Source organism: Rhodococcus spelaei (assembly GCF_006704125.1).
GTDB lineage: Bacteria > Actinomycetota > Actinomycetes > Mycobacteriales > Mycobacteriaceae > Rhodococcus_G > Rhodococcus_G spelaei.
Genome location: NZ_VIGH01000001.1, coordinates 713,254 through 726,702, shown reverse-complemented (window position 1 = coordinate 726,702; position 13,449 = coordinate 713,254). Strand labels below are relative to the sequence as shown.

10 protein-coding genes are annotated in these 13,449 nt (G+C 69.0%); 3 read left to right on the top strand and 7 right to left on the bottom strand.

Features of this window, described 5'->3' with window-relative positions; all coding sequences use genetic code 11:
• The first annotated feature begins 15 nt into the window (after nucleotides 1-15).
• On the top strand, nucleotides 16-2,364 hold the full coding sequence (locus tag FK531_RS03365) for an arylsulfatase (protein WP_142095184.1): 2,349 nt from the start codon (nucleotides 16-18) through the stop codon (nucleotides 2,362-2,364).
• 96 nt (nucleotides 2,365-2,460) lie between these two features.
• Here the strand turns inward: FK531_RS03365 and FK531_RS03360 are convergent, their stop codons facing one another.
• From FK531_RS03360 to FK531_RS03335, 6 genes are read right to left on the bottom strand one after another with little or no spacing between them, the layout of a single operon-like run.
• Entirely contained in the window at nucleotides 2,461-3,633 is a 1,173-nt protein-coding gene (locus FK531_RS03360) for a lipid-transfer protein (protein WP_142095183.1), read from the bottom strand.
• The gene (locus tag FK531_RS03355) at nucleotides 3,630-4,040 is read right to left on the bottom strand and encodes a MaoC family dehydratase (protein WP_142095182.1); all 411 of its coding nucleotides are present in this window, start codon (nucleotides 4,038-4,040) and stop codon (nucleotides 3,630-3,632) included. The genes FK531_RS03360 and FK531_RS03355 overlap by 4 nt, the downstream gene beginning before the upstream one ends.
• Nucleotides 4,040-5,038: a bifunctional MaoC family dehydratase N-terminal/OB-fold nucleic acid binding domain-containing protein gene (locus FK531_RS03350; RefSeq protein ID WP_142095181.1), complete on the bottom strand. Its 999-nt coding sequence runs from the start codon at nucleotides 5,036-5,038 to the stop codon at nucleotides 4,040-4,042. Before FK531_RS03350 ends, FK531_RS03355 begins: the two co-directional genes overlap by 1 nt.
• Nucleotides 5,035-6,201, bottom strand: coding sequence for an acyl-CoA dehydrogenase family protein (locus FK531_RS03345; protein WP_142095180.1), 1,167 nt, complete (start codon nucleotides 6,199-6,201; stop codon nucleotides 5,035-5,037). The genes FK531_RS03350 and FK531_RS03345 overlap by 4 nt, the downstream gene beginning before the upstream one ends.
• Entirely contained in the window at nucleotides 6,186-7,295 is a 1,110-nt protein-coding gene (locus tag FK531_RS03340; RefSeq protein ID WP_142095179.1) for an acyl-CoA dehydrogenase family protein, read from the bottom strand. Before FK531_RS03340 ends, FK531_RS03345 begins: the two co-directional genes overlap by 16 nt.
• 53 nt (nucleotides 7,296-7,348) lie before the next feature.
• Nucleotides 7,349-9,499 carry an acyl-CoA dehydrogenase family protein gene (locus tag FK531_RS03335; RefSeq protein ID WP_142095178.1) on the bottom strand — a complete coding sequence of 717 codons (2,151 nt, stop codon included), beginning with the start codon at nucleotides 9,497-9,499 and terminating at the stop codon, nucleotides 7,349-7,351.
• A 127-nt stretch (nucleotides 9,500-9,626) separates the two neighbouring features.
• On the opposite strand from FK531_RS03335, the gene kstR reads away from it, so the two are divergent.
• A complete protein-coding gene (gene kstR, locus FK531_RS03330) occupies nucleotides 9,627-10,289 on the top strand; it encodes a cholesterol catabolism transcriptional regulator KstR (protein ID WP_142095177.1) in 663 nt (220 codons plus the stop codon).
• 14 nt (nucleotides 10,290-10,303) lie between these two features.
• Entirely contained in the window at nucleotides 10,304-12,844 is a 2,541-nt protein-coding gene (otsB, locus tag FK531_RS03325; RefSeq protein ID WP_142095176.1) for a trehalose-phosphatase, read from the top strand.
• 70 nt (nucleotides 12,845-12,914) lie between these two features.
• Here otsB and FK531_RS03320 read toward each other — a convergent pair whose 3' ends face one another.
• Nucleotides 12,915-13,286: a nuclear transport factor 2 family protein gene (locus tag FK531_RS03320; protein ID WP_142095175.1), complete on the bottom strand. Its 372-nt coding sequence runs from the start codon at nucleotides 13,284-13,286 to the stop codon at nucleotides 12,915-12,917.
• Nucleotides 13,287-13,449: the final 163 nt, after the last annotated feature.

The window sequence follows — 13,449 nt, the reverse complement described above, 5'->3', positions numbered from 1 at the left end:
CAGGAGTATTCGTCGATGAATCGATTCTCGATCCCGATCAACCGTACCGAGCCGCAGATCTCCCCTGCGATCAACCAGAGTGACCAGCAGCCACCGTTCACCCGTCAGCAACCGATCCGTCCGCCGGCCGGCGCACCCAACGTCCTGCTGATCATGCTCGACGACGTCGGCTTCGGTGCGTCGTCCGCGTTCGGCGGGCCGTGCCGCACCCCCACGGCGGAACGGCTCGCGTCCGACGGCGTGAAGTACACCCGCTTCCACACCACCGCACTGTGCTCCCCCACTCGCGCCGCTACCCTCACCGGACGCAACCATCACAGCGTCGGAATGGGCGTCATCTCCGAGATGGCAACCTCCGCACCGGGCTACAACGGAACGCGCCCCGATTCGGCGGCGACGGTAGCTCGGGTCCTGCAGGGGAACGGCTACGCGACCGGAGCGTTCGGAAAGATGCACCAGACGCCCGCATGGGAGGTCACCGAGGCCGGCCCGTTCGACAGGTGGCCGGCGCGCGAGGGTTTCGACAAGTTCTACGGGTTCCTCGGCGCCGAGGCCGACCAGTTCACCCCGGTCCTGTACGAGGACTTCCGGGTCGTCGACCTCCCACGCACCCCGGAGGAGGGGTACCACCTCAGCGAGGACCTGGTCGATCACGCCCTGCAGTGGATCGAAGGCGTGTCCGCGGCGGACCCGGAGAAGCCGTGGTTCTGCTATCTGCCGTTCGGTGCGTGCCACGCGCCGCTCCAGGTGCCCGAGCGCTACCTCGACAAGTATCGCGGCGAGTTCGACCACGGCTGGGACCGCCAGCGCGAGATCACTCTCGAGCGTCAGAAGCAGCTCGGCGTCGTCGCACCGGACACGGTCCTGGCGCCGTGGACCGGCGATCTGCCGCACTGGGATTCACTCAGCGCGGATCAGCGCAAGGTCTCGGCTCGGTTGATGGAGCTGTATGCGGCCTTCCTCGAACACACCGACGACGAGGTCGGCCGGTTGACCGACCACCTGCGTGATCTCGGGATGCTCGACAACACGCTCGTCGTCTACATGGTCGGCGACAACGGCGCGTCCGCGGAGGGCGGGTTCGAGGGGTCGTTCAACTACCTGGCCAACCTCAACGGCTACCGGACCACCACGGAGGAGGTGCTGGACCGGTTCGACGAACTGGGCACTCCGACGAGCTACCCGCACTACCCCGCAGCGTGGGCTCAGGCTCTCGACACCCCCTACCAGTGGGCCAAGCAGGTCGCCTCGCACTACGGCGGCACCCGCAACGGGCTGATCGTGCACTGGCCGGCGGGGATCACCGAGACCGGTGGCGTCCGCAACCAGTGGCATCACTGCGTCGACATCACTCCGACGATCCTGGAGGCGGTGGGCGTGCCGATGCCGCACACGGTGGACGGGGTGGCGCAGATGCCACTCGAAGGCGTCGCGTTGAACTACTCGTTCAACGATCCGGGGGCCGAAGAGCGGCACACCACACAGTATTTCGAGATCTTCGGCAATCGCGGCATCTACGACCACGGCTGGACCGCGATCACCGCACACCGGGCACCGTGGCTGATGGCGACCCACGGGCTGGAGCTGCCGAGCATGGACGAGGACCGCTGGGAGATGTACGACACCACCGTCGACTGGTCCCAGGCACACGATCTCGCGGAGGTGTATCCGGAGAAGCTCGAGAAGCTCAAGCAGAAGTTCCTCGTGGAAGCGGCCAGGTACCAGGTACTCCCGCTCGACGACCGGACCGTCGGCCGGCATGCCACCCCGGGATCCCGCCCCCCGCACCCCATGCACGGACGCGACTCGATCACGCTGTACCCCCACATGAACGGTCTGGTGGAGAAGGCGGCACCGAACTTCTTCAACCGGTCGTACACCCTCACCGCCGCGCTCGACACCTGCGGCAGGCCGAGCGAGGGCATGTTGGTCGGCATCGGCGGCCGCTTCGGCGGATTCGCACTGTACGTCCTCGATTCCCGTCCGGTGTTCTGCTACAACTTCAGCGGCGGAGGGCGGACCTACGTGCGCGCCGCCGCGCCGCTCACCGCGGACACCCGGGAAGTGGCGGTGGAGTTCGTGTACGACGGCGGCGGAATCGGCAAGGGCGGGACGGCGATCCTGTCCGTGGACGGCACCGAGGTCGCCCGGGAGCGGATCGAGCAGACCACCCGCGCGATCTTCAGCATGAACGAACAACTGGACGTCGGCGTCAACCGTGGCAGCCCGGTCTCGGAGGAGTACGCCGACCGCGGCCGGTTCGCCTTCACCGGGAAGCTCGCCCACGTGCGGGTCGACCTGCCCAAGGCCACGCATGCGGTGAGTGCGGCCGAGCGCGAGCGCATCGCCCTCGCCACGCACTGACCGGAAGACGACGAACGGGCGGTTACCGGAACAACTCTCGAGAGGGAGTCACGGTAACCGCCCGTTCGTTCGCGTGCACGGCCTCGCTTGTCCGCGTCAGGCCGTGAGCACCAGACCCGACGTCGGGACGCCGGTGCCGGCGGTGACGAGGACGTTCTGCACGTCCGGCACCTGATTCACCGAGGTGCCGCGAATCTGCCGGACGCCCTCCGCGATTCCGTTCATGCCGTGGATGTAGCCCTCACCGAGCTGACCACCGTGGGTGTTCAGCGGCAGCCGTCCGCCGAGTTCGATGGCGCCGTCGGCGATGAAGTCCTTCGCCTCGCCACGCCCGCAGAAGCCGAGCTCCTCGAGCTGCATCAGCACGTACGGAGTGAAGTGGTCGTAGAGCACCGCGGTCTGCATGTCCTGCGGACGCAGCCCCGACTGGGCCCACAGCTGGTCGCCGACCAGGCCCATCTCCGGCAGACCGCTCAGGCCGTCGCGGTAGTAGCTGGTCATGATGTACTGGTCCGCCCCACTCCCCTGCGCCGCGGCGGCGATGATCGCCGGGGTGTTCGGCAGGTCCTTGGCCCGCTCCGGGGAGGTCACCACGATCGCGATGCCGCCGTCGGTCTCCTGGCAGCAGTCCAGCAGGTGCAACGGTTCCGCGATGTACCGCGAGTTCTGGTGGTCCTCGATGGTGATCGGCTTGCCGTAGAAGAAGGCGTTCGGGTTGGTCGCCGCGTGCTTGCGGTCGGCGACGGCCACCCGGCCGAAGTCGGCGCTGGTCGCCCCGTACACGTGCATGTACCGCTGCGCGATCATCGCGACGAACGAGGCCGGGGTGCTCAGGCCGTGCGGGTACGAGAAGGCGTTGTCGGTACCCGACGAGTTCACCTGCTGCACCAGAGCCGAATTGACCTGTCCGAAACGCATTCCCGAGCGCTCGTTGAACGCGCGGTACGCGACCACCACGTCCGCGACGCCGGTGGCCACTGCCATCGCCGCCTGCTGGATGGTGGCGCAGGCCGCGCCGCCGCCGTAGTGGATGCGGGAGAAGAACTTCAGGTTCGGAATGCCGACCGAACGGGCCACGGCCACTTCGGTGTTGGTGTCCATCGTGAACGACGTCAGGCCGTCCACGTCCGAGGGCTTCAGGCCCGCGTCGTCGAGTGCGGCCTGCACCGCCTCCGCGGCCAGCCGGAGTTCGCTGCGGCCGGAGTCCTTGGAGAAGTCGGTGGCGCCGATGCCGACGATCGCCGCCTTGCCCGAGAGTGAATCGGTCACTGGGCTGCTCCGTCCATCACGAGGGTGACTGTCGACTTGATGTGGTCACCGAGGCTGTCCTTGCCGACGATGTCGAGGGTCACGAGCCCGTCCTCGACAGCTGCGACGCTGCCGGTCAGGGTCAAGGTGTCGTACGCGTACCACGGCACGCCGAGTCGCAGTTTGATCGACTTGATCACCGCGCGCGGGCCGGCCCAGTCGGTGACGAACCGCTGCACCAGCCCGGTGTCGGTGAGGATGTTGACGAAGATGTCCTTCGACCCGCGCTGCTGCGCCTTGTCCCGGTCGTGATGGACGTCCTGGAAGTCCCTGGTGGCCAACGCCGTCGACACGATGAACGTCGGGTCGCCGTGGATGGACAGCGGCGGCAACTGTTCGCCGACCGACACGGTAAGAGTCGAGCTCATCACTGCTCCTTCACGGGACGCCACGCGTACAGCGTCCACGGCTGCTGGTCGGTCTCGTCGTCGCCGGGCAGGTCGAGGAATTCCACCTGCACCCGCTGCCCGATCGTGACGTCGGCGGCGTCGATGCCGCGCAGTTCGCCGAGCATCCGCACGCCCTCGTCGAGTTCGACCAGCGCGACAACGAACGGCAGCGAGCGGCCCGGCACCTTCGGCGCGTGGTGCACGACATGCGAGAACACCGTGCCCAGACCGGACGCGACGGTGTAGTCGGTGCGCTCGGCCTTGTCCTTCCAGATCGCCGGGACCGGCGGGTGCTGGAGGCTGCCGTCCGGCCGCTGCTGGATCCGCAACTCGTGGGCGCCGACGCCCTCCCAGAAGAACTCGGTGTCGCGCGAGACGGACGGGCGCAGCATCCGAGCCGGGTTCAGGTCGTCGAGCGAGCCGCCCAATGACGAGGACGCCTCGGTGGGCGCGGGCGCCTCCGCCTTGGCGGGGGGCGCGAACTTCAGGATGCGGAACAGCATCTCGGCGACGACCTCGTCACCGACCTTCCAGAAGTTGCGGGTGGTGAAGAACCAGCCCTCCCCGAGGCCCGTCTTCTTCGGTCCCACAACGTCTTCGAGGACCGACTCGATGGTCACCTCCTCGCCGGGACGCAGGTACCGGTGGTAGGTCTGGTCGCAGTTCGTCGCAACCACCGAGGTGTACCCGGCCTCGTCGAGGATCTCGGTCATCCGGCCGAGCGGATCATCCTCCTCGCGGACCGCGCCGAGGCCACGCATCGTCCACACCTGAGCCATCGCGGGCGGCGCGACGAGGCCGCCGTGACCGGCGGCGATCGCGGCGTCCTCGTCGACGTAGATCGGGTTCTCGTCACCGATCGCCTCGACCCAGTTGCGGATCATCGGCATGTTGATCGGATCCCGGCCGCTGCGTGCCTTGCTGGCACCGCCGTCGCGAACCTTCTGCGCCGCAGCGAGGATGTCGTGTTCGGTCATCGGCGCGCCACCTTCGGCAGTCCCAGACCCGCGGTGGAGATGAGGTCGCGCATGACCTCGTTGACGCCGCCGCCGAAGGTGATGACGAGGTTGCGCTTGGTCTGCGCGTCCAGCCACTTGAGCAGGTGACCGGTCTCGGGATCGGCCGGGTCACCCCAGCGTCCGACGACCTCCTCTGCCAGCCGGCCCATTCGCTGGATCTGTTCGGTGGAGAACACCTTGGTGGCCGAGGCGTCGGCCATGTCGAGCGCACCGGTCTGCGAGGCCACCTGCCAGTTGAGCAGCTCGTTGAGCCGGTAGATCGCACGGATCTCGCCGAGCGCCCGCTGGACATCGGGCTGGGTCAGCAGCGGATTGCCGTCCGGTCCGGGGCGGGTGGCCCACTCGCTGACGTGGTCGTAGAGCCCGCCGACGCGGCCGCACGGGCCGAGCATGACGCGCTCGTGGTTGAGCTGGGTGGTGATCAGGCGCCAGCCCTTGTTCTCTTCACCGACCATCATCGAGGCCGGCACGCGCACGTTCTCGTAGTAGGTGGCGTTGACGTGGTGCGCGCCGTCGGCGGTGATCACCGGGGTCGAGGAGAAGCCGGGATCCTTTGTGTCCACGATCAGGATCGAGATGCCGCGGTGGCGGTCCTCGGTGGTGCCGGTGCGCACGGCGAGCCAGATGTAGTCGGCGGCGTGGCCGCCGGTCGTGAAGTACTTCTGGCCGTTGACGATGTAGTCGTCACCGTCGCGGACCGCGGTGGTGCGCAACGACGCCAGGTCGGTGCCGGCCTCGGGTTCGGTGTAGCCGATCGCGAAATGCACCTCGCCGGCGAGGATCGAGGGCAGGAACTTCTGCTTCTGCTCCTCGGTGCCGTACACCTGCAGCGTCGGGCCGACGGTCTGCAGCGTCACGGACGGCAGCGGCACGTCCGCGCGGACAGCCTCGTTGGTGAAGATCTGCTGCTCGATCTCACCGAAACCCTTGCCGCCGAACTCCTTCGGCCAGCCGACGCCGAGCCAGCCGTCACAGCCCATCCGGCGGATGACCTCGTGGTACTCGGGGCCGTGCCGGTCGGTGAGCATGGCCTCGGCCTCGTCGGGCGAGATCAGGCCCGCGAAGTACTCGCGCAGTTCCGCCTGGAGCTTCTTCTGCTCGGGGGTCAGATCGATGAGCATGCTGCCTCCACACCGAGGTCGCGGGCGCTGAGCGCGCCGAGAATGGTCAGACGGGACGAGGGTCCGCCGACGAGACGGACGAGATCCTTGGTCTGCTCGTAGTACAGGTGCGCCGGGTACGTCACGTCGGCACCCATTCCACCGTGCATGTGGCTGCACTGCTGCATCGCCACCGGCAACTGCTCGGCCAGCCAGTACGCGGCAACCGAGGTGTCCTCGGCGGCGTCGAGTCCCTCGGACAGGCGCCAGCATGCCGAACGGGCGGCCAGTTCGAGCGTGCGAGCGGTCACATAGGAATCGGCAAGCTGCTGCGAGACGGCCTGGAAGACCGCGATCGGCTTGCCGAACTGCTCACGACCGGTCACGTACTTCGCGGTGAGGTTCGTCATTCCGGTGCCCAGCCCGGCCGCCTGCGCGGCGACGGCGGCGAGCGCGATCCGGTAGACCTTGGTGACCGGGGCGCCGGTGAGCAGCGCACCCGAGTCGATACGCACACCGTCGAGCACCATCGTGTACTCGGGGGCCAGTGACGCCGTGAACGTGCGGGTCAGCGTGACGCCGTCGGCGTCCGGCGCCACGACGGCCACGCCCGCGGACGTCGGCACCAGCACGAATGCCGCCTGCTCGGCGTAACGCACGCCCACCTTGCGACCGCTGACGACGAAACCGTCGCCGTCGGCGGTGGCGGTGGTCGCCGGCGACGCGGGCAGCGGTACGCCCGGCTCGCTCAGCGCCGCGGTGAGGATCGCGCCACCGGGGACCCCGGCGAGGAAGCGCTGCGAGTCGCCACCGAGCGCGAGCAACGGCAGCACACCGAAGCCCAGGGTCTCGAGCACCGGAACCTGTGCCGCGTGCTGCCCGACCTGGCCGAGCAGCACACCGATCTCGCCGATCCCCAGGTCGTCACCGCCGAGGGACTCCGGCAAGGGGAGCGACAGCACACCCTCGTCGGCCAGCCGCTTCCACAGCGTCGCGTCCCACACGGGCGCGCCGCGGTCCATGGCCGCGAGCGCCTCGGCGCTCGCGGCGGTCTGCAGCACGGTGGCGGCCACCTCGGCCACCGCCTGCTGCTCACTGCCAAAAGTGAAGTCCACCTGAGAAATCCGTCCTGTCTGGGTACGTGGCTTGAGTTGGACTGTCGGGGCGATCAGCCGCGCGGCAGTCCGAGCAGGTGCTCGGCCGCCACGGTGAGCAGGATCTGCTCGGTGCCGCCCGCGATGGACAGGCATCGGGTGTTGAGGAACTCGCGCGAGAGCGGCCCCTCGACCGCGCCCGCCGTGCCCGCCAGCTCGAGCGCGAACTCCGCGACCGCCTGCCGATGCCGGACGCCGACCAGTTTGCGCACGCTCGACTCCGGGCCCGGGTCCTGGCCGTCGAGCTGCCGCAGCGTCGTGCGGTGTTCGAGCAGCGACCCGACCATCGCCTCGCCGACGAGGAATCCGACGCGGTCGTCGGTCACCGCATTCGGTCCGCCCCGGCCCGCGAGCTCGAGCAGTTCCTCCATCGCCTTGCCGAGCGACGACCCGCCGCTCATCGCCACCCGCTCGTTGGCGAGAGTGGTACGCGCCAGCTTCCAGCCGCCGTTGACCTGCCCGACCACGCAGTCGTCGGGCACGAACACGTCGTCGAGGAAGACCTCGTTGAAGAGGGCGTCGCCGGTGATCTCACGCAGCGGGGAGATCCGGATCCCCGCACTGCGCATGTCCACCAGGAAGTAGGTGATACCCCGATGCTTGGGTGCGTCCTTGTCGGTGCGCGCCAGGCAGATCGCCCAGTCCGCTTCGCGGGCAAGCGAAGTCCATACCTTCTGACCCTGCAGCTTCCAGCCGCCGTCGACCTTCTCGGCCGTGGTGCGCAGGGCCGCGAGGTCCGAACCTGCGCCCGGCTCACTGAACAGCTGGCACCAGATCACGTCGCCGCGCAGTGTCGGCATGGCGAAGCGTTCGATCTGCTCGGGTGTGCCGTGCTCGAGAATGGTCGGCACCGCCCACCACCCGATCACCAGGTTCGGCGTCTCCAGGCCCGCGCGCACCAGTTCCTCACCGATCAGGATCTGCTCGGCGGCCTTGGCCGACTTGCCGTACGGCTGCGGCCAGTGCGGCGCCAGGTAACCGGACTCCGCGAACGCGACACGCCGGCCGTCCTCGGGCAGCGCCGCGATCGCATCCAGCTCGCCTCGGACCGTCGCGCGCTGCGACTCGAGCTCGCCGAGGTCGACGGTGAGGTGACGACGCGCGCCCGCGTTCGTCAACTCGGCGACGCGCGCCCGCCAGGTCGCGGACCCGCCGAGCAACTGCCGCAGCGAGAGCACGCGGCGCAGGTAGAAGTGGGCATCGTGTTCCCAGGTGAAACCGATGCCGCCGAGCACCTGGATGCAGTCCTTCGCGGTGTCGACCGCCGCGTCCAGGGCGACCGCAGCCGCGACCGCGGCGGCGATCGGCAGCTCGTCGCCGGACTCCGCGGCGACCGCCGCGTCCCAGGCCACCGCGCGCGTCTGCTCGACCCGGCACAGCATCTCGGCGCACAGGTGCTTGATCGCCTGGAACGAGCCGATCGGCTTGCCGAACTGTTCGCGAATCTTGGCGTACTCCACCGCGGTTCGCAGACACCAGCCGGCGACACCTGCGGCCTCGGCGGCCGCGAGAGTAGCCGCCAGGTCGCGGACCAGACCGGGGCGCACGTCCGACAGGACGCGGTCCGCGGACACCCGCACCCCGCCGCAGGTCACGGTGGCCAGTGGGGTGCTGACGTCGACGTTCTCCACCGACTCGACCGCGAGACCCGAAGTGCCCGCCTCGACCAGGCACCATACGACGGTCTCACCGCGGACGGCCGGCAGCAGCACCGCAGTATCGGGCGCGCCGCCGAGCGCGAAGCCCGCCGTTCCGGTCAGCACCAGGCCGCCGTCTCCGTCAGGTTCGGCGGACACCGCCCCGTCGATCACCACACCGACCGGGATCGCACCCTCGGCCAGCTCCGGCCCCCACTGCTTGGCTGCCGCCTCACCGCTGCGACCGACCACCAGCGCGGCCAGCGCCGTGGACAGCACCGGACCGGACGCGAGCTCGGCAGCCGCCTGCTCGAGCATGACCGCGAGATCGACGATCTCGCCGTCCGCGCCGCCGACCTCCTCGGCCTGCGCGACCATGAACAGCCCGAGGTCGGCGAGCGCGGCCCAGTGCGACCGCCATGAGTCCGCCGGGCCGGTGCGCAGCGTCTCGATGGGGTGCGCCGCGCGCGACCAGGACTGAATAGATTCCTGGACCGCACGCTGCTCGTCGGTCGTGGCGATTGTCACTAGGAGGGCCAACCTTTCGATACTGACAAAACTGTCTAGAACGTGTTCTAATCTGTATGTCGGCCTGTAGTCAAGGCCGAGCCGGATCTGCACGAAGAACCATTGCCACAACTCAAGGAATTCGTCGATGACCTCCTCCTCTCGCAGTCGTTCCGCGGACAAGTCCTCCGCAAACAACGGGGCTGTCGCGACGCTGACCGACGACGATCTCAGTTCCAACGCGCAGCGAGAACGCCGCAAGCGAATCCTCGACGCGACGCTGGCACTGGCATCCAAGGGTGGCTACGAGGCCGTGCAGATGCGCGCCGTCGCCGAACGCGCGGACGTCGCGGTCGGCACCCTGTACCGCTATTTCCCGTCGAAGGTGCACCTGCTGGTCTCCGCGCTGTCGAACGAGTTCGAGAAGATCGACTCCCGCAAGAAGATGCCGCCGGGCAACAGCCCGATCGAGCGCATGCACCTGATCCTCGGCCAGATCACCCGGGCCATGCAGCGCGACCCACTGCTCACCGAGGCCATGACCCGCGCGTTCATGTTCGCCGACGCCTCCGCTGCCGCCGAGGTGGACCACGTCGGCAAGCTGATGGACTCACTGTTCGCCAGGGCCATGAGCGACGGTGCCCCGAGCGAGGAACAGCTCGCGATCGCCCGCGTGATCTCGGACGTGTGGTTGTCGAACCTGGTGGCGTGGCTCACCCGGCGATCCTCGGCCACCGACGTCGCCAAGCGACTCGAACTGACCGTGGAACTTCTTCTCGGCGGCGGCTACAAGGATCCGGCCGCGGAATAAGTAGACTTCGCGCAGTGAGTGCGCAGGATCTACCAGTCGAGCTCCGTCGGCGTCTCGTGTCGGTCGCGAGGACACCGCGTCTGCTTGTCGCGTCCGATTACGACGGGACCATGGCCCCGATCGTGTCCGACCCCTCGAAGGCGTTCCCGCACGCGGAATCCGTACGGGCCCTTCGCTCGCTGGCGAGCCTGCCCGCGACCACCTCCGCCGTGATCTCCGGCCGCGCACTGCGCGACCTCGCGATGCTGTCCCGACTGCCCGTCGAGGTGCAGCTCGTCGGCAGTCACGGCTCCGAGTTCGACGTCGGATTCGTGCACGAGATCAGCGACGACGCCCGCCGCCTGCTCCGGGAGCTCACCGAGGAACTGCAGCAGATCGCGGCCGCCGGCGAGGGCGTGACCGTCGAGACCAAGCCGGCCAGCGCCGCACTGCACGTGCGCAACGCCGCACCCGAGGTCGGCGAGGCAGCGCTCCAGCGGGTACGCGGCGGCGCCGCCACCTGGAACGGGGTGCAGGTCACCGAGGGCAAGGCCGTCATCGAACTCGCGGTCATCGCGACCGACAAGGGCGAGGCACTCGACATCCTGCGCCATCGCGAGGGTGCGTCGGCGACCGTGTTCTTCGGCGACGACGTCACCGACGAGAAGGCCTTCAGCCGCCTGCAGGGACCCGACGTCGGCATCAAGGTCGGCGACGGCGACACCCTCGCCGAGTACCGGGTGGACAGCACCGAGGACGTGGGCGCCGCTCTGGCGTTCCTGCTCGAGGAACGCCACACCTGGCTGCACGGCGACAGCGCCACTCCCATCCAGCGGCTGACGATGCTGGCCAGTCCCCGTTCGGTGGCGCTGCTCACCCCCGACGCCACGCTGACCTGGCTGTGCCACCCCGAACCGGACTCCGCCGCGATGTTCGCTCACCTGCTCGGCGGGGTCGGTGCCGGACACTTCACCGTCGCGCCGTACCGCGCCGCCCTCCCGCTGAGCCAGAACTACGTCGACGGGACCATGACCGTGCAGACGCGCTGGGCGAGCCTGCAGGTCACCGACTACCTGCCGCACGACGTCGACCCGGGACGCACCGACCTGACCCGGGTGATCACCGGCCGCGCGAAGGCCGTGGTGACCTTCGCGCCCCGCCCGGAGTTCGGCCAGGTCCAGGTCCACCTCGAGCAGGAGGAGAACGGCCTTCGGGTCTACGGCACCACCGACCCGGTGGTGCTGCGCTCCCCCGGCGTGCAGTGGGAGATCACCAGTGACGGCGTGCAGCAGGCCGCGCACGCGGTCGTCGACCCGTCGAACGGTCCGGTCGTGCTCGAACTGCGGTGCGGCAGTTCCGATCTCGAACCTTCGGAGATCCCCGAGGCGGATCGTCGAGCGGTGAGCGAGTCGTACTGGCGGGACTGGGCCGAGGGCCTGGAACTGCCGTCACGCAAACGCGGTCTGATGAAGCGTTCCGCCCTGACCCTGCGCGGACTCGTCCACACGGACTCCGGCTCGATCCTCGCCGCCGCCACGACCTCGCTACCCGAGGAGATCGGCGGGGTCCGCAACTGGGACTACCGGTACTGCTGGCTGCGCGACGCGTCGCTGACCGCCTCCGCACTGGTCGCACTCGGGTCGCTCGGGGAAGCCGAAGCGTTCCTGACCTGGGTGCACGGCGTCCTCGAGACGCTGCCCGGCCCCGAACGCCTGCACCCGCTGTACACGATCTACGGCGGCAACCTCCCCGCCGAGGCCGTGATCGACTCGCTGCCCGGCTACAGCGGGTCGCGGCCGGTGCGGGTCGGCAACGCCGCAAATTCGCAGGTGCAACTCGACGTGTTCGGTCCGATCGTGGACCTCATCTCGCACCTCGCGAACGCGCGCAAGAAGCACGGCGTCGCCGAGCCGGTGACCGACGCGGACTGGGATCTGGTGCGCGCCATGGTCACCGCCGTCGAGGCCCGCTGGGCCGAACCGGACAACGGCATCTGGGAGATCCGCGGCAACCCGCGTCACCACGTGTACTCGAAGGTGATGTGCTGGGTGACGGTGGACCGCGCGCTGACCCTGGCCGAGGACTTCGGCCGCGACGCCGAGCCCGCGTGGGCGGCGCTGCGCGCGGAGATCGCCGATGACGTCCTCGACCGCGGCTGGAGCGACCGCGCGCGCTCGTTCACCGCCGCGTACGACGGCACCGACCTCGACGCGGCCACCCTGCACATCGGGCTGTCGGGGCTGATCGACCCCTCCGACCCGAGATTCGCGGCGACGGTGACCGCGACGGAGGCGGAGCTGCGCAGCGGCTCGACCGTCTACCGGTACCACCACGACGACGGACTGCCCGGCGGCGAGGGCGGATTCCACCTGTGCGCGGCCTGGCTGGTCGAGGCCTACCTGCTGATCGGGCAGCGTTCCGACGCCGAGGCGCTGTTCACCCAACTCGTCGAGACGGCGGGCCCGACCGGACTGCTCAGCGAGGAGTACGACCCGGTCGCCGAGCGGTCGCTGGGCAACCATCCGCAGGCGTACAGCCACATCGGGCTGCTGCGGTGCGCACAGTTGCTCAGCTAGGCGGCTCCGCCACCTGTGAGTCCTTCTGGCCCGGCAAGGGACCACAAGGACTCACGGGCGCCGCAGGCGCCTAACTGACGGTCATGTCCGACGGGGCCCAGTAGGCGCGGAGCTCGACGATCTCGCCGGCGTCGTTGAACCGGAACGTGTCGATCGGCGCGGACCGGTAGGTGGTGTCACCGGCCTTGGAGACGACACTGAAGTGCGCGGCAGCCTCGTTGCCCGCGATCCGCAGCACCAGCAGTTCGGTGCTGTTGTCCATCGACGCGGCCCGGTTGTAGAACTCCTCGAGCGCCGCGCGCCCCACCTTCGGCGGACTGCCGACGGGGTCCTCGGCGCGGCCGTCCTCGGCGTAGAGCGCCGCGATGTCCGCTCCGGTGCCCTTCTCGAGCAGACTCAGGTAGCGCTCCACGACGGCTCGCATCTCCTCGGGGGAAGCCATGGGTGAACCTTTCCGTTTGGTGCGGTGTGCACGGACGCGGGGACACCAGGCGCCTCGGGGCGGTCGAGAACGACGGATCCCGTTGCGGTCCAGCGACACCCGACCTTGCCTCCCAACATAGGGACGGATCACAGGCGGCGCGGAATGGTCCTACTGATCGGGA